This is a genomic window from Kaistella carnis, from assembly GCF_003860585.1.
Classification (GTDB): Bacteria; Bacteroidota; Bacteroidia; order Flavobacteriales; family Weeksellaceae; genus Kaistella; species Kaistella carnis.
This window is the reverse complement of sequence record NZ_CP034159.1, coordinates 260,284-278,948: the sequence shown is the minus strand read 5'-3', so window position 1 is coordinate 278,948 and position 18,665 is coordinate 260,284. Positions and strand designations below refer to the sequence as shown.

The following is an 18,665-nucleotide window of genomic DNA, read 5'->3' as shown; positions in this document are numbered from 1 at the left end:
TTGCCATAGCGATCAGAATTAAACGGAAACATTATTTTCTCTCAAAGCGTCGTTAAGAGAAGTTTTTTTATCCGTAGATTCTTTTCTTTGCCCAATGATCAAAGCACAAGGTACCTGATATTCTCCAGCTGGAAACTTCTTGGTATAACTTCCGGGAATGACCACCGAACGCGCCGGAACTCTTCCTTTAATTTCAACCGGATTTTCACCCGTAACATCAATGATTTTTGTAGAGGCAGTTAAGACCACATTTGCTCCCAACACAGCTTCTCTTTCTACATGAACTCCTTCTACAACGATACATCTGGAACCCACGAAAACGTTATCTTCAATAATGACCGGAGCGGCCTGTAAAGGTTCTAGAACGCCGCCAATTCCTACTCCACCACTCAAGTGAACATCTTTCCCGATCTGTGCACAGCTTCCAACAGTTGCCCAGGTATCAACCATGGTTCCAGAATCTACGTACGCCCCAATATTTACATAAGAAGGCATCAAAATCACGCCGGAGGCGATGTAAGCTCCTTCTCTTGCAACCGCATGAGGTACGACTCTCACCCCTTTTTCAGCATAATTTCTTTTCAAAGGCATTTTGTCATGAAACTCGAACGGACCTACTTCAATCGTTTCCATTTTCTGGATTGGAAAATACATCACGACGGCTTTTTTCACCCATTCGTTTACTTTCCAGCCATCGTCAGTAGGTTCGGCTACACGCAGTTCTCCTAAATCTAATTGTCGGATCACTTCACGAATGGCTTTTTTACTGTCTTCGTTCTGTAACAATTCTCTGTTGTCCCAAATATTTTCTATGGTTTGCTGTAACATATAATCAGTTTATTTTTAAAATTTTAAAGCGTACAAATTTACAAAACTCTTCGGGCGAAAAGATATGCTTTGTTCCAATACTTTTCATTAAGTGAAGAGATAATTACGCCTTTTGAAGTAGATGAATGAATAAATTTTACTTCGCCGTCACGCCCGATATCGTGAATAATTCCGACATGTGTTACTTTTGAACCACCTGATGTTGCAAAAAAGACAAGATCGCCCGGTTTTGCTTCTTTTATTTTTATCGGAACTCCTTTATTCGCTTGATCTTCGGATCTGCGTGGAAGCTGCAACTCATTTTCGTCAAATACTTTTGCTACTAATCCAGAACAATCAAAACCGGAGGCCGTATTTCCAGCGTATTTATAAGGAGCACCTAAATATTTCTTAGCGTCGCGTAGTAATTCTGAGACTAAATTGGAGTTTTTACCGGAATAATTTGATTCTAACGTTTTTAAGTCAGCAGTTTTAGCAACAGTTTTGGTTGGAGTTGCACGCTTGACCACTACTTTTTTTGAAGAACCGCAGGAAACTAGAACTACTGCAGAAAAAGTCATCAGAAAATATTTTTTCATTTTTATTTTTCAATTTTTTCAAAATTAGTGAATTTATTTAAATTTGGCCTTAGAAACGAGACAATTTGCTTTTTATAAGGGCTTTCTACAATTATTTTTTAATGCATCTCCACTCCTTTCCAAAAAAAGGAATTATATTTAAAATTCTGAAAAATACTGAACAATAAAATGACCTATTCCCAATATAAAATTCACTTTAAAAAACAGCTTCTTTCCATTTATGATGATTCGGAGTCTTCCCGGCTATTTGATGTTTTTGTTCAGCATTTAACAGGATGGAATTCGATAGAAATTCGAAATGCCCGCGATGAAGATGTGACAGAAAATATAGAAGAAAAATTAAATTCTTTTTTATCTGAACTTACAACCGGGAAACCTTATCAACAGATTTTAGGGGAAACGGAATTTTATGGTTTAAAGTTTTTTGTGGATGAACATGTTTTGATTCCAAGACCTGAAACGGAGGAATTGTTGGAGTTGGCGATTGATAAAATTAACAAATCAGGTTCCCATAACAAGGATTTAAAAATTTTAGATATTGGAACGGGTTCTGCAATTATTCCGATTGTGTTAAAGAAACGTTTTCCGGACGCGGAAGTTTCGGCGATTGACTTCTCTGAAAACGCTTTGAAAACTGCGCAGCGAAATGCAGATTTTCAGCAGGTTGAAATTAATTTTATCCACCAGGATTATTTGAAGGCAAACTTGACTGGGGTTTATGATGTTATCATTTCTAATCCGCCTTATATTGGAATCGAGGAAGAAGGTGAGATTGCAGATTCGGTAAAAGAGTTTGAGCCTAAAATGGCATTGTTTTCTCCAACTTCAAATGCTTTGATCTTCTATGAAAAGATTGCAGAAGATTGCAAAAGTCATTTGAATGAAAATGGATTGGTTTTTCTGGAAATTAATCAGAAATTGGGAAAAGAAACTTTGGAACTTTTTACTAATGTTTTGTCGGAAGCAGAATTGATGAGAGATTTGTCTGGGAATGAGAGGATTGTTTGGGGAAGAAAGTGAGGAGAGTTTATTGTTGAAAGGTAAAGGGTGAAGGTTGAAGGTGGGCGCGAGCGAAGCGAGCGCCGAAAAGTTGAATTGTTGCATTTATTCATTTTTATTGCGCTGATTTATTGAATCTAAAATGTAATTACAAAACCGGAATTAGTCAATATATCTTGAAACAATTACTGTTACAAAAAGAAGTAGTTCTCTAAAGGTCTTGTCTAAAAACTATTTTGAACTGGATCTATTAAGACCGGGGTAATCCTTTTGCTAATGAAATTATAAGAATTTTTAACTAAAATACCTCGTTAAAATTCTGCCATGAAAATAGAAACTGTATGAAATTGTAGCCATCTTATTTAAGGAATACCCGCAAAAATTTGTCGCGAAAAGAAAAACTGCGTGAACTTCTAGCCCCGATTGGAACGGCATCCTTTTTTGAGGAGGAACGACGAAAAAAAGATAGAGTGGAAAGCGGGACCGGAATTTCTAAGAAGCGTAAATTTTGTTGCTCCTAACAATTTTAACCAACTCGCTTTTTCACGAAAACCATATACGCCATATACATAAGCGGAAGTGCCATAATTCCCAAGTATAAAGCATTCTGCACTGCTCGTTCAGGTTGAAGGGCAACCGCGTAAACCAAGCCGAAAAATGCGCCGCCCAAATGCGCGGCATGTCCGATATTATCGTTTTGTCGCGGATTGAGCATCATATAAACGGAATACCCAAAATAGGCGAAACCGAAAAGGTACCCCGGAATGGCAATTGGAATAAAGAAAAAGTAAATGGGCAAATCAGGAATCATCGCGATGGATGCAAATAAAATCCCCGAAACTCCACCACTCGCTCCGATTGCAGAATACCAGGATTGATTTTTATAGAGGTAGAGGGAAAATACGTTTCCTAATAGAATAGATCCGAAATACACCAAAAGAAATCCGAACGCACCAAAAGCATCGATGACAATGGGTCCAAAGAAATACAACGTCATCATGTTGAACAACAAATGCATTAAATCTGCATGTAAAAAACCGGCAGAAATTAACCGCACATATTCTTTATTGCGCAAGATTGCACCGACATTGAACTTGTATTTTTCGAAAAGCGCGTGATTGCTAAAAGCGATATAACTGATGATTGCCGTGGCTGCAATGATGATCAATAAAACTGGACTCATATTATTTTATAAAATAAAAGTTTCGAAATACGAAACTTTGGTTTAAACAATTTCTGAAGTTAAACTTCGGGAAAGTAATTTTTCGTGCATGGGTTTTAGCTTTTCTAAACTCCCGGTTTTTACGGTACATTTGCCTTTGTAGTGAACGAGCATCGTACATTGTTCTGCCTGTTCTAAGGTATGCCCGCAAATTTCTATCAAGGCTTCTATAACGTAATCAAAGGTATTTACGTCATCATTCCACAACACGATTTTATATACTTCATCTTCCTGCTCAAGCAGTCCGACGTCTTCTTCGTATTCCCGCTGCGGCTTTTCGTAATCTTTAATGTTTGCCGGAATATTATAATGTATGCTCATGTCTTTAATTTTAAAAATTAGTATTCTTTAAATTAAATTTCTCCAATTTCGTTGGCTAATTCCGAAATAATATTGGGTTCTTCATAAACAAGTTCTACAAGATCAACACTTTTATTCTGCATTTTCAGAATTTTAATCTGATAATCATTGATAACGAATTCCTGATTTTCTCCCGGAATATCTTCGAGTTCATGCAAAATAAAACCTGCTAATGTATTGTATTCTCCATCTTCTGAAAGTGGGAAAATTTTTGGTAGCTTCTCATTGATCTCATCTAAAGGTTGCGTAGCTTTTACCCAGAAAACATTCTCGCCCACTTTGTCAACGATTTTCTCTTCTTCATCTTCCTCATCCTGAATCTCACCTACCAACTCTTCTAAAATATCTTCTAAGGTTACAATTCCTTCAGTGCCACCGAATTCATCAATAACAACTGCCAAATGCTGCTTTTTCTGCTGGAAAACTTTTAAAAGGTCAGAGATCTTCTTACTTCCCACCACGAAAAATGCTTCCCGCATAAGATCGTTTAAATCTTCATGGGTAATTTCTCCCTTTCTTTTTACATATTCGCGAATGATTTCTTTCGCATAAAATATTCCAATAATATTATCAATAGAATCTTTATAAACGGGAAGTCGGGAATAACCGCTTTCCATAATGATATTAATAATATTTTCAATGGGTTCTTCAATATCGATCGACGAGATATTCTGTCTCGGAATCATGATCTGCTTCGCAGAGTGGTCCGTAAAATCAAAAGCATTTTTAATGATCTCGTAGTTTTCTTCTTCAATCGCTCCGGAATCGGCAGACTGTTTTACCAATAACTGCAATTCTTCGGTAGAGTGAATTTCCTGATCGGAAGCTGGATGAATTTTTATTAAACGCAAAAATGCATTAGACATGTGGTTCATGGTCCAGATAAATGGCTTGAAAACAGTATAGAATACACGCAAAGGCATTGCGATAAACATGGCTGTAGATTCTGATTTTCTGATCGCAATAGATTTCGGAATTAATTCACCAAACACAATATGCATTACGGTAATTATCAGGAAACTTAATACAAGGGAAATCGTAGTAATGGTGGCATCTGCAACAGCAACATTGAAATAATGAAACATATTTTCGATGACGTGATGCATTGCACTTTCACCGACCCAACCTAAAGCCAGGGAAGCCAAGGTGATACCGAGCTGGGTTGCAGAAAGATATTCATCTAAATGCTTAATGATGTGTTCCGCCTGTTTGGCCATCGAATCTCCCTCTGCGGCCTTCAATTGAATTTGAGAGTAACGAACTTTAACGATAGAGAATTCAGCGGCTACGAAAAAACCATTCAATACTACTAAGAATACAGCTAACAAGAGCTTGACTATGTCCGAGTCCATTTAGAAATTTAAAAATATTGCCACAAAGATACACAAATAAAATAATTAATATAGAAGTAATTACGATATCTGTAAACTGGGGAAAAACAAAAGCAGCTAATCTAAAGACGCTATCTTAAAGGTTAGATTCTCTTTTTTAGTAAAATGCTTAAAGTAAAAAATTTATTTATAAGAAACAACCTATTTTCTTACTTAAAATATTAATAATCAGTACATAAACCTATGCGTGGTTTGTGATTAATGATCAGTAGAACTTGGCAATTCGATTTCGCATAAAAAAAAGACTGTGAAAAATATCACAGTCTATAATTTTATAAAATATACTCTTTCTAAGAATTCTTCAAAGCTTCTGCTCCACCTACGATTTCTAAAATCTCGTTGGTAATCGCAGCTTGACGCGCTTTGTTGTAGAAAATTTTCAACTCGTTTCTAAGAGCTTCCGCATTATCGGTTGCTTTGTGCATTGCAGTCATTCGAGCGCCATGTTCAGAAGCCACTGAATCTAAGATTGCTTTGTAAACCTGCGTTTTAATTGATTTAGGCATTAAAACGTCTAAAATTTCTTTTGCATTAGGCTCAAAAAGATAATCGGTGTTTGAAGCCTCTACATTTTGAGGTAAAGAAATCGGCAGAACCTGCTCGGTCTGTACTTCCTGAGTTGCAGCGTTGATGAATTTATTGTAAATCACATACACTTTATCAAAACGACCTTCGCGGTAATCTCTCATGACGTTTTCTACAAAATTCGCAACAACCTCAAAGCTCATTCCATCAAAAATACCACTTTGATTATCATAAATTTTCTTGCTCTTTCTTACTGCATCATATACTTTTTTACCTACGGACAGAATTTCTATCTCATGAGGTGTATTGGCAATTGACTTGTTAAGTTCTTTGATTACAGCAGAGTTAAATGCGCCGGCCAAACCTTTGTTAGAAGTTACCACAATGTAAAGTACTTTGTTTACTTCTCTTTCTTCGGTGTACGTAGACACACCTTCCAGATCAGTTGAAGCACTTACATTTTCGATAATCTCCTGCAATTTTTCCGAGTAAGGTCTCAACATCCCAATTGCATCGGTTGCTTTCTTCAGTTTCGCTGCCGAAACCATTTTCATCGCACTCGTAATCTGCATTGTAGATGAGATCGAAGTAATTCTCCCCCGTATTTCCTTTAAATTTGCCATTCTTTGACTGTAAAGTTTAAAATTCAGTATTCAAAATTAAAAATTCTGAATACTGAAAATTGAATATTTTTTAGTTGTATTTAGAAGCAAGTTCTGTAGCAGCCTGCTTAAGAACAGAAGTAATTGAATCATCAATTTTTCCCATTTTAATTGCTGCCATGGTCTCAGGATGTTTAGATCTTAAGAACGCAATATATTCAGTTTGGAACTCTCTTACTTTCTCAATAGGAATATTACGCATTAAGTTTTCAGTACCTGCATAAATCATTGCAACCTGGCTATCTACAGGAAGTGGTGAGTTTACGGGTTGTTTCAAAACTTCCACGTTTCTCTCTCCTTTAGAAATTACCGCCTGTGTAGAAGCATCTAAGTCTGAACCAAATTTAGCAAAAGCTTCCAGTTCTTTATATTGTGCTTGGTCAAGCTTCAATGTTCCAGAAACTTTTTTCATTGATTTAATCTGAGCATTACCACCAACACGAGATACCGAAATACCTACGTTAATTGCCGGACGAACTCCGGAGTTAAACAAATCAGTTTCCAAGAAAATCTGACCGTCGGTAATTGAAATTACGTTCGTCGGAATATAAGCAGAAACGTCTCCCGCTTGAGTTTCAATAATCGGAAGTGCTGTTAATGAACCACCACCTTTAACAATTGGTTTTAATGAATCCGGTAAATCGTTCATTTGTGCTGCAATCGTATCATCGTTGATTACTTTCGCCGCTCTTTCCAATAATCTGGAGTGAAGGTAGAAAACGTCACCTGGATAAGCTTCACGACCCGGTGGTCTTCTCAATAGTAGAGAAAGCTCACGGTAAGCAACAGCCTGTTTAGACAAGTCATCATAAACAATCAAAGCCGGTCTACCCGTATCACGGAAGAATTCCCCGATCGCTGCTCCAGCCATTGGTGCATAAACCTGCATCGGAGCCGGATCAGAAGCGTTTGCTGCAACAATTACAGTATATGCTAAAGCGCCTTTGTCTTCTAATGTTTTTGCAATTTGCGCAACGGTTGAACCTTTTTGTCCAATCGCTACATATATACAGAATACAGGTTCACCTGCATCATAAAATTCTCTTTGATTAATGATCGTATCAATCGCTACCACTGTTTTACCAGTTTGGCGGTCACCAATGATAAGCTCTCTTTGTCCTCTACCAACAGGAATCATGGAGTCGATCGCAACAATACCAGTTTGTAATGGCTCAGTTACCGGCTGACGAAAAATTACTCCCGGCGCTTTTCTTTCCAAAGGCATCTCGTAAGTTTCACCAGAAATAGGTCCTTTACCATCAATTGGATTTCCTAAAGTATCAACTACTCTACCCAACATTCCTTCTCCTACTTTAATAGAGGAAATTCTTTGGGTTCTGTTTACGGTGTCTCCTTCCTTAACTAATTTGGATTCACCCAAGAGAGCAACCCCAACGTTATCTTCAGCAAGGTTAAGAACGATTCCTTCAACACCGCTTTGGAATTTTACCAATTCACCGTACTGAACATTTTCTAAACCGTACACTAAAGCGATACCATCACCGATGGTTAATACCGTTCCTACCTCTTCAACATTCGACTGTGTATCGAAATTAGCGAGCTGCTGTTTTAGAATTGCAGATACTTCTGCCGGATTTATTTCTGCCATTTTATGGTTGTTTTTGTCTTAATTTAATTGAAATTCTTTATTCAATCGGTTTAATTTTGATTTCACCGATGCATCTATTTGTTGATCGCCAACCCGTAATATATATCCTCCCAAAATTTCAGGATTGATAATTGATTTTACATCGAACTGGTTATTATGATTAACAAGGGTTGTTGATTTAAGGATATTATCAATATTCTCCTGAGAAAGTGCCGTTGCAGAAGTCAAAGTAATTCTTTGCACTCCGTTCATGTCTTCCACTTTGTTAATGAATTCCTGACCAATATTGCTCAATTGTCCTTCTCTACCATGCTTAATGACCAACTGAATTAAATTCTTAGTCACAGGAGAAAAGCTTTTAAAAATCTCTGCCGAAACACTGATTTTCTTCTTCACCTCTATAATCGGAGAAGTAAAAAAGCTTTGCAGCTCTTTCGATTTTTCGATGGTATTCACCAGGTCCTTCATCTCCCCAAAAACAGAAGTTGTAAGTCCTGCTTCCTGGGTAAAATTAAGTAAACCTTGTGCATATCTTTTTGCAACTTTACTTGTACGCATCCTAGTTTAAGTTAGAAGTATTAAGGATATTTGCTACTAATTCATCCTGTGCACCATCGTTATCTAATTTTTGTTTCAAAATAGATTCCGCGATGTTTACAGATAAAGCTCCAATTTGGTTTTTGATATCAGCTACAGCAGCAGATTTTTCTGCCTGGATGGTGTGTCTTGCTGATTCAATTATTTTGTCTGCTTCCGCTTTTGCTACATCTTTAGCCTCACCTACAATTCTGTCTTTAATTTCTCTGGCTTCTTTCAAAATTTGATCACGCTCTACCTTAGCTTCACGGATGATGATTTCGTTTTCAGCTTTCAAGTTTTCAACTTCTTGTTTTGCCAATTTAGCTTGATTAAGGGAATCTACGATCGTAACTTCTCTTTCGTTAATAGCACTTAAAATTGGTTTCCACGCGAACTTTGCTAATAAAAATAAAAGGATCACAAAGGTTAAAGTCATCCAAAACAATAAGCCAATTCCCGGTTCTATCATAATAGTAATTTTTTGTAATTTTTTTTCTTTATGGAAGTTAAAAAATTCTTAGCAGAGCCAACCGCGCTGCTAAGAACTAGTTTCTGAGGTTTCTTACTTAACGAACGCTCCAAAGATGATCGCGATCAAACCAGCACCCTCGATAAGTCCTGCAGCAATAAGCATTGCTCCCTGGATTTTACCTGCTTGCTCTGGTTGTCTTGCAATAGCATCCATTGCATGTCCACCGATTTTACCAATACCTAGACCAACGCCTAATACTGCTAAACCGATTCCTACGTAAATAAGTCCTACTCCTTGTGAAATCTCTTCCATAATAAAAATATATAAAGGTTAAAAATATTCTAAATTAATTAATGTGCTCCTTCATGTTCGTGCTCTTGAACTGCCATTCCAATAAACAAAGCTGAAAGAACGGTAAAGATATAGGCCTGTAAAGCTGCTACTAATATTTCCAACATTCCGATGAATAATCCAAGTGGAACTGAAGCGAATCCTAAAAGTGGTGTTTTAAAAATAAATATTAAAGACATGATCGCTAATACCATAATGTGTCCAGCTGTAATATTAGCAAAGAGACGCATCATTAAGGCAAATGGCTTCGTGAATATACCGATGATTTCAATTGGAACCATAATTGGGTACAATAATAATGGCACTGGTGGCATGAAGATATGTTTCCAATAATCTTTATTGGCACTGAATAGAGTAATTAATAAAGTAATAATTGCTAAAACAGCTGTTGTTGCGATGTTACCAGTTAAGTTATAACCAAATGGCGCAAATGGAATTAAACCAAACATATTGTTAAACCAGATAAAGAAAAATACAGTCAATAAATAAGGCATGTATTTTTTATATTTTTTTGCTCCAATATTCGGGATCGCTACTTCGTCTCTAATAAAAAGAATAACAGGTTCCATGAATCTTCCGAATCCACTTGGTACTAATGATTTTGAATATCCTCTTGCCATTCCAATAAAAACAAGGAACATAAAGAAGATGGAGATAAAGATCGCTGCAACGTTTTTCGTGATCGAAAAATCATAAAACGCGTTGTCTGAATTATGTTTTCCGCTTAGTAAAGAGAATAATTTTGCCTGCTCTAAACCTTGTGTAGATTTTACAATTCCATTTTCTAAAGTATAACCATCGTGCTCGTGCCCATGTGCTATCGCACTAGACATGAACATGTGAAGGCCCCTTTTGTCTTTAATGATAACCGGCAAAGGAATAGAAACATGGTTTTCTTCAGGCGTTCCTTCATTTAATGTTAGGATATGCCACTCATTCGCATCGCTGATGTGACTCATGATCATACTCTTCGCATCAAATTTTTGATTATCCTCTTGGATTTTTTGCTCCAAACTTTCAGTAGGCTTGGCTTCAACCTCATGCTGTGCATAAGTGAAAACACCTGAAAGTGTTAGAAATAAAACGAAAAATAAAGAAGAAATTCTCTTGTTCATAGGTCAAATTTATCGGTTTGCAAATATATTGAAATTATTAAAACTTACCAATACAAAAAATTGATTTTTATCAGTTAATTTTCAGGAACGATTTAATAAGCGAATTACTTTAAAATACAGGAAGAAGGAAGTTACAAGAAAGACTCCTATTAATAATAGGAAATTGTTTTGAGTGGTCTCTAATTTACCGAGCCAATACCCTACCCATACGATGTCTTTAAAAATATTGATCATTAAAAACAATAGGCCCGGATTGGAAGTTTTCATCAAATATTTTTTAAAAATGTAAAAAAGTACTACATTTAAAAAAGTAGCGGAAAGGAATAATAAAATTATATTTACAATATTCATAGCGCAAAAATAAGCAACTTTACGATAATTGAATGAAATTCCTTATTTTTGCAAATCTTAAAGATAAATTATGTTCAATAGCTTACAGGATAAATTAGACAAAGCGCTTCACAATATTTCAGGGCGCGGGAAGATTTCAGAAATCAACGTTGCAGAAACGGTAAAGGAAATTCGCCGTGCATTGGTTGATGCCGACGTTAATTACAAAGTAGCGAAAGACCTCACCAAGAGAGTTCAGGACAAAGCACTGGGTCAAAATGTACTGACCAGTTTAACGCCCGGACAACTAATGACCAAAATCGTTCACGACGAATTGGTTGAATTAATGGGTTCAACTCATGAAGGAATTAATCTTTCCGGGAAACCAAGTGTAATCTTAATTGCAGGTTTGCAAGGTTCCGGTAAAACAACCTTCTCCGGAAAATTAGCCAATTATTTAAAACAGAAAAGAAATAAAAAACCGCTTTTGGTTGCGTGTGATGTCTATCGTCCCGCGGCAATTGAGCAGTTGAAAGTATTAGGATCACAAACCGGAATTCCTGTTTATACGGAAGAAGGTGCCGTAAATCCTTCCTCAATCGCTGAAAATGCCGTTAAATTTGCGAAAGAAAATGGTCACGATGTTGTGATTGTCGATACGGCAGGTCGTTTGGCGATTGATGAGCAGATGATGAACGAAATTAAATCTGTTCATTATTTCATTAAACCGAACGAAACCCTGTTCGTAGTAGATTCAATGACCGGTCAAGATGCCGTAAATACAGCAAAAGCCTTCAACGAAGCTTTAAATTTCGACGGTGTTGTTCTGACTAAATTAGATGGTGATACACGTGGTGGAGCTGCATTAACTATTCGTTCCGTAGTTGAAAAACCGATCAAGTTTATTTCTACCGGGGAAAAAATGGAAGCACTTGATGTGTTCTATCCGGAAAGGATGGCGGATCGTATTCTTGGGATGGGTGATGTTGTGTCCTTAGTAGAAAGAGCGCAGGAACAATTCGACGAAGAAGAAGCCAAAAAACTTCACAAAAAAATTGCCAAGAACGAATTTGGTTTTGATGATTTCTTAAAGCAAATCAATCAGATCAAAAAAATGGGGAATATGAAAGATTTAATGGGTATGATTCCAGGTGTTGGTAAAGCCATTAAAGATGTAGATATTCAGGATGATGCCTTTAAACATATTGAAGCCATTATTTATTCGATGACGCCGGAAGAAAGAAGAAGACCTTCTATCATCAATACTCAGAGAAAAAACAGAATTGCAAAAGGTGCAGGAAGAAAAATTGAAGATGTAAATGCTCTAATGAAACAATTCGATCAAATGGGTAAAATGATGAAGATGATGCAGGGACCACAGGGTAAACAAATGATGGAAATGATGAGCAAAGGAATGCCAAAAGTCCCCGGAATGGGCGGTAATTTATTTGGCAGATAAATTCACATCGATATATAAAAGCAAAAATCCTGAGAATTTTCTCAGGATTTTTTTTATTTTCTAATTTTCTTATCTAAAGAATACAGAGATTCCGGCGCTTACACCAAAAGCATCAGCAGAAGTTTTCACCTCTGTATTGTCAACTGTTTCTTTCGTCGTTAGGCTATTGTAACCAGCTCCTAAATCGATTCCGATGTTTGAATTTAGCATATACAATAAACCGCCTTTTGCACCCCAAAGAAAACCACCTTTTGTTGTTTCTTCATCATTGAAAAAGTCAGTAGAAGTTAAACTTCCGTACCCGATCCCTGCTCCCAAGTAAGGTCGCAAGTTACTTGCAGTTGGGAAATAATAGGTTGCGTTTGGTAAAATAGAGAATACTGATGTTTTTTCTTCGTAATCAAACTCTAAAGCTGAATTTTTGAAAGTAGTTTTTGTTGAAGTAAATCCTAAATCTACGCCCACGGCGATATTGTTCGCCACAAAATAACCAACGCTTGGTGTAATGGTAAATGTAGACACTTTCGGACCATCGTAAGATTGACCTTCTGCAGTGTATTTTGTAGTTGCAGAACTGAAATCGATTCCTGTTTTACCTGAAACAATCCAAGATCCTTTTTCCATTTGAGCATTTAATGCTCCAAAAAGTGCAACTGCACCAACCAGTAATAGTTTTTTCATAATTTTTTTTAATTTAATTTACAAAAGTATTAAATTTCTAATTTGAAATACCAATGATTTTTATCATAAAAAAAATCACAAATGTGTCATTTAAAATAGATTGACTGAATTAAAATTAAGAACTCCGAGTCAAATCAAATCAACGGCACAAAAAATCCTGGGTAAGAAATACGCAGGACTTTTCTAAAATATGAAGAATTTGTGTTAGTCTGAAATTTTATAAATGACTGCAGAGGCTGAACTGCTGCTTAGTAAACCCAACGCCATTCCTCCAGCATTAACTTCAAAAGACAATCGGTCCCCTGCGGTGAGTTCATATACGCCATCGATATTGGTGGCGGTCAGCATCGCACTTGCCAAAAGGGGAATACTGGTACCACTGAATTTTTTTTTCATCCAAGACTGTGTAAGAACCACCGGTATGTTTTAGAATTCCTATACTAGGCGTTCCTGAAAAGTTCAAAACAGATAACAAGACACCATTTCCGTATCTAAAATCATAATTAATTCGATAAATCCCATTGGAAGGAACAGTGTAGAAATCATTACTGGCTGTAAAATTACCGCCCGAATCAATCTTAACATTTGCGGGATCAAAATTTATTTTCTGCCAACCCGCAAAACCTGTCGCACTCAAAAGAGTAACTCCATTTCGTTCTACGGCTTTAGCAAGAGTAGTGTTAACACCAGTCATCGAAAAATTACCGTTAACTTTTTGGACTTCATTTGTCGAATTGTTATGCACCAGAAAATCATAATTTGAATTGGGTGCAGCAACCTCTACCGTTCTAATGATCACATCCCCGTTAACATCTAATGTTGACTGCGGATCATCAGTATTTATCCCAACTTGAGCTTGCAACAGACCGATGCTTACCAGCAAAACCATAGTGTAAATCTTTCTCATAAAAACTATTTTAATTGATGATAGGTAAATTTAGAGAAAAATAACTACTTAACCAAATTAACAATCATAATCTTTAATTATAAAATTATATTTATAAAATATTAATTTATGATGTCAAATCGATAAAAAAAATACAAAAACAAAACATTCAGAGTTAAATTTAAGCATAAAATTAAAAATGTAGAGTTATAAAGATTCCTACGTTTATAACATACATCCAATTGCAGAAAAAGAGAAATCCTGAGAAATTCTCAGGATTATTATTGATAGTTTTTATTATATATTATTATAATCTAATTCCCAAACCTAAATTAAATATATTAAAGTGTAGTCTCTCTCCGGAAGGACTTTTAAACGCATCATTTAACTGGAAAGCATATCTCGCTTCAATTAACAGCCCGGAAAATAAATCTGCTCCCAATCCAATGGCAGCACCGAAATTAGTTTTGTTATTTTTCGAGGAGTTGTCATTAAATCTGAAAGCGAACTGTGGACCTACCTGAACATTCACTTTTGGAACAAAATAAAACTTCATCATCACAGGAACTTGAAAATAAGAATCATCATCAATCCTCACATAATTTAGCGCTGGCTGCAATTTGAGGGCACCTGGAATACCGATTTCCGAAAATACTCCGGCATAATAACCTTGTGTAAGATTATCGAATTTTCCGGAAACGACGGCGGAAGAAAAACCACCATTAATACCGAATTTAATCTGCGCATTCATCGTCCCAAATAAAATAATTGCAAAGGCGAGGATCAGTCTTTTCATAAATTTTAATTTTTCACAAAAATATCATTTAATACCTTCATAAAAAAAGTTTCGTCCACATTTCGCGGTTGATAAGCGATTATATTTTAATTAAATTACTTTAGTTCTTCGAAATTAAAATGATGACAAAGGACATAATCGTGGAAATAGTAAGCTTGCCTTTTGAATAACAAAAATAAAATCAATTTGAAACGATTATTTATAACTTAGAAACTTATTCTTAAACAAAAAAAGACTGCTCTAATAAATTAAAACAGTCTTTTAAATCGATTTGGAATTGAATTATTCAGACTTAATATTTTGCATCGCTTTTTTAGATGGTAAGAAAATATTTAAACCAAGTCTAAAATCAACTGCAGAAGTTGTTCCTCTATTTCCAAAGCCCAGGTTCCCATTTAATTTTACAGAAGCATCAAGACCGATGTTTGGAGTTACAAAATAAGTATAACCTGGCCCGATGCCTAAATCAAGACCGTTTGCGGAATCTCCGCCATCTGAAATAGTGGTACCACCGATTCCGGCATTACCTTCAACAAAAAATCTGCCGTGTCTCAATAAACTATCTACACCCGCTTCACCTGGAGAGAAATAATATCTGGACAAAGCTCCTACTCCATAAGTAAAAGTAGTTGGCGCGTCCTTGGCTCCAGCAAAACCCAAACGAACATATGGACCTACCGCCCAATTGTCTTGAACAAAAAATGCTGCTTGCGGCGTAATTTGGAAATTATAACCAGAACCTTCATTAAGGCCAAAATGAGCGGCGGCTAATTCACCTCCTACCATATAATTTCCTTTTTGTAACTGTGCATTTGCAGCTGTGATTCCCATAAAAGCTACAGCTCCTGCAATTAGTAATTTTTTCATAATGCTATTTTTTATTGTTTACAATCTTTCTTTAACAAAAAATTATGATGATGTTAAATTTTTGACGCAAAAACCACGCCCAAAATTATAAAGCGTTTTATTGATTAATATATTTTGATGGTCTATAAATAAAATATCAACAACAAACATCTTTGTCATCAACAATATTTAAAAAAAATAAACTCGTAGATTAAAATAAAATTACAGAAATGCCTGATTTCATTTTAACACTAATAAAAACAATCCAAAAAAAGTCCCACATTTCCATGTGGGACTTCATCAATATGTATTGAAAAATTATTTGCTGAATTTGTAAGCTAAACCAATTTGGAATACTCCATTTCTTACAGAGTCACCAGGATTGTTTTTAATAACATCGCTGAAACCTGCAACATATCTTGCTGTAAGTCCAATATTTGGCGTGAAATAATATCCTGCACCAAGACCTACACCGATATCGAAACTTTCAACTGCATCTTTAGCGTCGCCTGACATTCCATTAGCTTTCGCTTTTGAAGATACTACGAAACTAAATTCTGGTCCAGCTTCTAAATAAAACTGAGGAGTTGCATTATATTGAAACATCACAGGCACTGAAATATAATCAATTTTTAATGAGATATCTCCAGGACCGTCATATTTAGCTCCTTTTGCGTTATAAAGAACTTCCGGCTGAATACTGAAATCTGCAGCAAGTGGTGCATTCATAAATACTCCCGCATTAAAGCCTACCAAAGATTTTGTATCGTCAGCATTGGAAAGGTTAGAAATATTCATTCCTGCTTTAACACCAAAAGTTTGAGCATTCATCGCTCCAAAAAGCGCAACAGCACCTACTAAAAATAATTTTTTCATAGTTATAAATTTAATTATGGTGCGAAGATAAAACTATTTTTTTTGATTTAATAAATTTTAACATTTAATTACTTAAAGTTTCGATGATTCACTGACAATTATTAAATATTTTTTTGTCCTACTCTTCTCTTTGTCTTTGTTCCTCCTCACCATATGCTGCAATTATTTTCCGTACCACAGGATGGCGCACCACATCTTCTTCGGTGAGATATACAAAACCAATTTCTTTTACCTCACTCAAAATACGCATCGACTCTTTTAAGCCGGATTTTTGACGCATCGGTAAATCGACCTGACTGGGATCTCCCGTTATAATAAATTTTGCATTCATACCCATCCTTGTAAGAAACATCTTCATTTGCGCATGGGTTGTATTTTGCGCTTCATCCAGAATAACGAATGCCTCATCCAACGTACGACCTCTCATAAATGCCAAAGGTGCTACTTCGATGACGTTTTTTTCCATAAAACCTTCCAATTTTTCATGCGGAATCATATCGCGCAAGGCATCATATAAAGGCTGTAAATAAGGGTCGAGTTTTTCTTTTAGATCACCCGGCAAAAATCCCAGACTCTCGCCTGCTTCCACGGCTGGTCTTGTCAGAATAATTCTTTTAACTTCTTTATCTCGTAAAGCGCGTACTGCGAGCGCAACACTGGTATAGGTTTTCCCGGTTCCTGCCGGTCCTATTGCAAAAACCATGTCTTTGGACTCGGTCGCTTTTACCAATTTTTTCAGATTGGTGGTTTTGGCTTTAATGATTTTACCATTGATCCCCTTTACAATAATATCCTGATCAAAGACCAGTTGCTTTTCGGCATCATCTTTAAAACTTAATATACTTTCGTAATCCTTTAAAGTGATCGCATTATTTTTGGAGATGAAACTCACAATGTCTTCCAATTTATTTCGAAATACATCGAGTGCTTCTTGATTTCCTTTTGCGAAAACATAATGATCGCGGCCCGTAATTTTAAGTGTGGGAAATTTTGATTTTAGAAGATTAAAATATTGATTGTTGACGCCATAAAAAGCCTTGGCTTCGATGCCGGAAATTTCGTAATTCAGTTCAAACATGTATCAGCGGTTTTTATTTTATTTTTATTAAAAGTATTACTTTTATTTCAATTAAAGGGCTTACTTTTCCACAATGATGCTTAAAATATTTTTTTAAACTAAATTTGTGCTTTCCTAAAATTACGCATGTCAGTTATTACTTTCACCTCAGATTATGGATTGGTTGATCACAGAGTTGCCTCAGTGAAAGGTAAGATTTTGACCTTAAATGAGCACGCAACAATTGTAGATATAACGCATAATATACAGGCCTACAATCTTTTACAAACCGCATATATTGTAAGAAACTCCTATTCTTATTTTCCAAAGGGCACGGTTCATATTATTTCGGTAGACAGCTTTTATACCAAAGAAAGAAAATGTATTCTTTATAAAGCAGACGGACACTATTTTATCGCGGCTGATAACGGAGTGCTCAGTTTAATATTTTATGATATTAAACCGGAAGAAGTCTATGAAATTACCTTAAACAACCGCTTTGATGATGAAGTAACATTCACTTCTACCGATATTTTCGCACCTGTTGCGGTACATCTTCAGAATGGAGGTTTGCCCGAAGTCATAGGCCGGAAATTTAATACGCCCAAACAACTTTCATTTCCCCGTGCAGTATTTAACGAAAGTGAGAAAATAATCATTGGTGAGATTATGTACATTGATAATTTTGGAAATGTAGTATCCAACATCACCAGAAAATTCTTAGAAAAAAGTGGGCTGGGCTTTCAGTCATTCATCGTCAAATTTAGGAATTTGGCCCTGACACGCATCTACAATCAATATACAGACCTCGTACAGGATTGGACGATAGAACACGAATTTCACGGAAAAGCGGCGGCAGTTTTTAATGATGCCGGATTACTTGAACTTACCATTTACAAAGGCCATCGTGAAAGTGGCGCCCGAACATTGTTTGGTTTAAAGGTTGGTGAAAGCATCTATATCGAATTCCAATAAGTACATTACCAATAAAAAAAATAGCCGACATTTAAATGCCGGCTATTTTCTATGAAATTAATTAGACC

Annotated in this window: 21 protein-coding genes; 3 read left to right on the top strand and 18 right to left on the bottom strand. The window is 36.1% G+C overall.

What is annotated here, in order from left to right:
• Window positions 1-18: 18 nt before the first annotated feature.
• Both EIB73_RS01180 and EIB73_RS01175 read right to left on the bottom strand, forming a co-directional pair.
• Window positions 19-828 carry a 2,3,4,5-tetrahydropyridine-2,6-dicarboxylate N-succinyltransferase gene (locus EIB73_RS01180; protein WP_125021842.1) on the bottom strand — a complete coding sequence of 270 codons (810 nt, stop codon included), beginning with the start codon at window positions 826-828 and terminating at the stop codon, window positions 19-21.
• A gap of 38 nt (window positions 829-866) precedes the next feature.
• On the bottom strand, window positions 867-1,406 hold the full coding sequence (locus EIB73_RS01175) for a C40 family peptidase (protein ID WP_125021840.1): 540 nt from the start codon (window positions 1,404-1,406) through the stop codon (window positions 867-869).
• Between the two features lie 168 nt (window positions 1,407-1,574).
• Between EIB73_RS01175 and prmC the strand changes: the two genes are divergently transcribed.
• Window positions 1,575-2,426, top strand: a complete 852-nt coding sequence (gene prmC, locus EIB73_RS01170) for a peptide chain release factor N(5)-glutamine methyltransferase (RefSeq protein WP_125021838.1) — start codon at window positions 1,575-1,577, stop codon at window positions 2,424-2,426.
• Window positions 2,427-2,931: 505 nt separating this feature from the next.
• Here the strand turns inward: prmC and EIB73_RS01165 are convergent.
• The 9 genes from EIB73_RS01165 to atpB all read right to left on the bottom strand — a co-directional run bounded on the left by EIB73_RS01165 (window position 2,932) and on the right by atpB (window position 10,691).
• On the bottom strand, window positions 2,932-3,588 hold the full coding sequence (locus EIB73_RS01165; RefSeq protein ID WP_125021836.1) for a rhomboid family intramembrane serine protease: 657 nt from the start codon (window positions 3,586-3,588) through the stop codon (window positions 2,932-2,934).
• A 42-nt stretch (window positions 3,589-3,630) separates the two neighbouring features.
• Window positions 3,631-3,948: an ATP-dependent Clp protease adaptor ClpS gene (locus EIB73_RS01160; RefSeq protein WP_125021833.1), complete on the bottom strand. Its 318-nt coding sequence runs from the start codon at window positions 3,946-3,948 to the stop codon at window positions 3,631-3,633.
• A gap of 32 nt (window positions 3,949-3,980) precedes the next feature.
• Entirely contained in the window at window positions 3,981-5,339 is a 1,359-nt protein-coding gene (locus tag EIB73_RS01155) for a hemolysin family protein (protein ID WP_125021831.1), read from the bottom strand.
• A gap of 329 nt (window positions 5,340-5,668) precedes the next feature.
• Window positions 5,669-6,526, bottom strand: a complete 858-nt coding sequence (gene atpG, locus EIB73_RS01150) for an ATP synthase F1 subunit gamma (protein ID WP_125021830.1) — start codon at window positions 6,524-6,526, stop codon at window positions 5,669-5,671.
• Between the two features lie 70 nt (window positions 6,527-6,596).
• Window positions 6,597-8,174: a F0F1 ATP synthase subunit alpha gene (gene atpA / locus EIB73_RS01145; protein ID WP_125021828.1), complete on the bottom strand. Its 1,578-nt coding sequence runs from the start codon at window positions 8,172-8,174 to the stop codon at window positions 6,597-6,599.
• Between the two features lie 18 nt (window positions 8,175-8,192).
• Window positions 8,193-8,732: an ATP synthase F1 subunit delta gene (atpH, locus tag EIB73_RS01140; RefSeq protein WP_125021826.1), complete on the bottom strand. Its 540-nt coding sequence runs from the start codon at window positions 8,730-8,732 to the stop codon at window positions 8,193-8,195.
• Window position 8,733: 1 nt separating this feature from the next.
• On the bottom strand, window positions 8,734-9,222 hold the full coding sequence (gene atpF, locus EIB73_RS01135) for a F0F1 ATP synthase subunit B (RefSeq protein WP_125021824.1): 489 nt from the start codon (window positions 9,220-9,222) through the stop codon (window positions 8,734-8,736).
• A gap of 93 nt (window positions 9,223-9,315) precedes the next feature.
• The gene (locus EIB73_RS01130; RefSeq protein ID WP_052252138.1) at window positions 9,316-9,537 is read right to left on the bottom strand and encodes an ATP synthase F0 subunit C; all 222 of its coding nucleotides are present in this window, start codon (window positions 9,535-9,537) and stop codon (window positions 9,316-9,318) included.
• A gap of 38 nt (window positions 9,538-9,575) precedes the next feature.
• Window positions 9,576-10,691, bottom strand: a complete 1,116-nt coding sequence (gene atpB, locus EIB73_RS01125) for a F0F1 ATP synthase subunit A (RefSeq protein WP_125021822.1) — start codon at window positions 10,689-10,691, stop codon at window positions 9,576-9,578.
• Between the two features lie 421 nt (window positions 10,692-11,112).
• Here atpB and ffh point away from each other — a divergent pair, with 421 nt between their 5' ends.
• Window positions 11,113-12,480 carry a signal recognition particle protein gene (ffh, locus tag EIB73_RS01120; protein WP_125021820.1) on the top strand — a complete coding sequence of 456 codons (1,368 nt, stop codon included), beginning with the start codon at window positions 11,113-11,115 and terminating at the stop codon, window positions 12,478-12,480.
• Window positions 12,481-12,549: 69 nt separating this feature from the next.
• On the opposite strand, the gene EIB73_RS01115 is transcribed toward ffh, so the two are convergent.
• From EIB73_RS01115 to EIB73_RS01090, 7 genes are all read right to left on the bottom strand, one after another.
• Complete coding sequence (locus EIB73_RS01115) at window positions 12,550-13,161, bottom strand: OmpW family outer membrane protein (RefSeq protein ID WP_125021818.1); 612 nt, start codon at window positions 13,159-13,161, stop codon at window positions 12,550-12,552.
• A gap of 204 nt (window positions 13,162-13,365) precedes the next feature.
• On the bottom strand, window positions 13,366-13,509 hold the full coding sequence (locus EIB73_RS14985) for a hypothetical protein (RefSeq protein WP_164467840.1): 144 nt from the start codon (window positions 13,507-13,509) through the stop codon (window positions 13,366-13,368).
• Window positions 13,475-14,068: a hypothetical protein gene (locus tag EIB73_RS01110; protein ID WP_125021816.1), complete on the bottom strand. Its 594-nt coding sequence runs from the start codon at window positions 14,066-14,068 to the stop codon at window positions 13,475-13,477. Before EIB73_RS01110 ends, EIB73_RS14985 begins: the two co-directional genes overlap by 35 nt.
• A 286-nt stretch (window positions 14,069-14,354) precedes the next feature.
• Window positions 14,355-14,843 (bottom strand): outer membrane beta-barrel protein, encoded by a 489-nt coding sequence (locus EIB73_RS01105; protein WP_125021814.1) that lies wholly within the window; start codon window positions 14,841-14,843, stop codon window positions 14,355-14,357.
• Window positions 14,844-15,125: 282 nt separating this feature from the next.
• Window positions 15,126-15,710, bottom strand: coding sequence for an outer membrane beta-barrel protein (locus EIB73_RS01100; protein WP_125021812.1), 585 nt, complete (start codon window positions 15,708-15,710; stop codon window positions 15,126-15,128).
• A 297-nt stretch (window positions 15,711-16,007) separates the two neighbouring features.
• Window positions 16,008-16,565: a porin family protein gene (locus EIB73_RS01095; RefSeq protein WP_125021810.1), complete on the bottom strand. Its 558-nt coding sequence runs from the start codon at window positions 16,563-16,565 to the stop codon at window positions 16,008-16,010.
• A gap of 118 nt (window positions 16,566-16,683) precedes the next feature.
• The gene (locus EIB73_RS01090; protein ID WP_125021809.1) at window positions 16,684-17,643 is read right to left on the bottom strand and encodes a PhoH family protein; all 960 of its coding nucleotides are present in this window, start codon (window positions 17,641-17,643) and stop codon (window positions 16,684-16,686) included.
• 126 nt (window positions 17,644-17,769) lie between these two features.
• On the opposite strand from EIB73_RS01090, the gene EIB73_RS01085 reads away from it, so the two are divergent.
• On the top strand, window positions 17,770-18,597 hold the full coding sequence (locus EIB73_RS01085; protein ID WP_125021807.1) for an SAM hydrolase/SAM-dependent halogenase family protein: 828 nt from the start codon (window positions 17,770-17,772) through the stop codon (window positions 18,595-18,597).
• The last annotated feature ends 68 nt before the right edge of the window (window positions 18,598-18,665 follow it).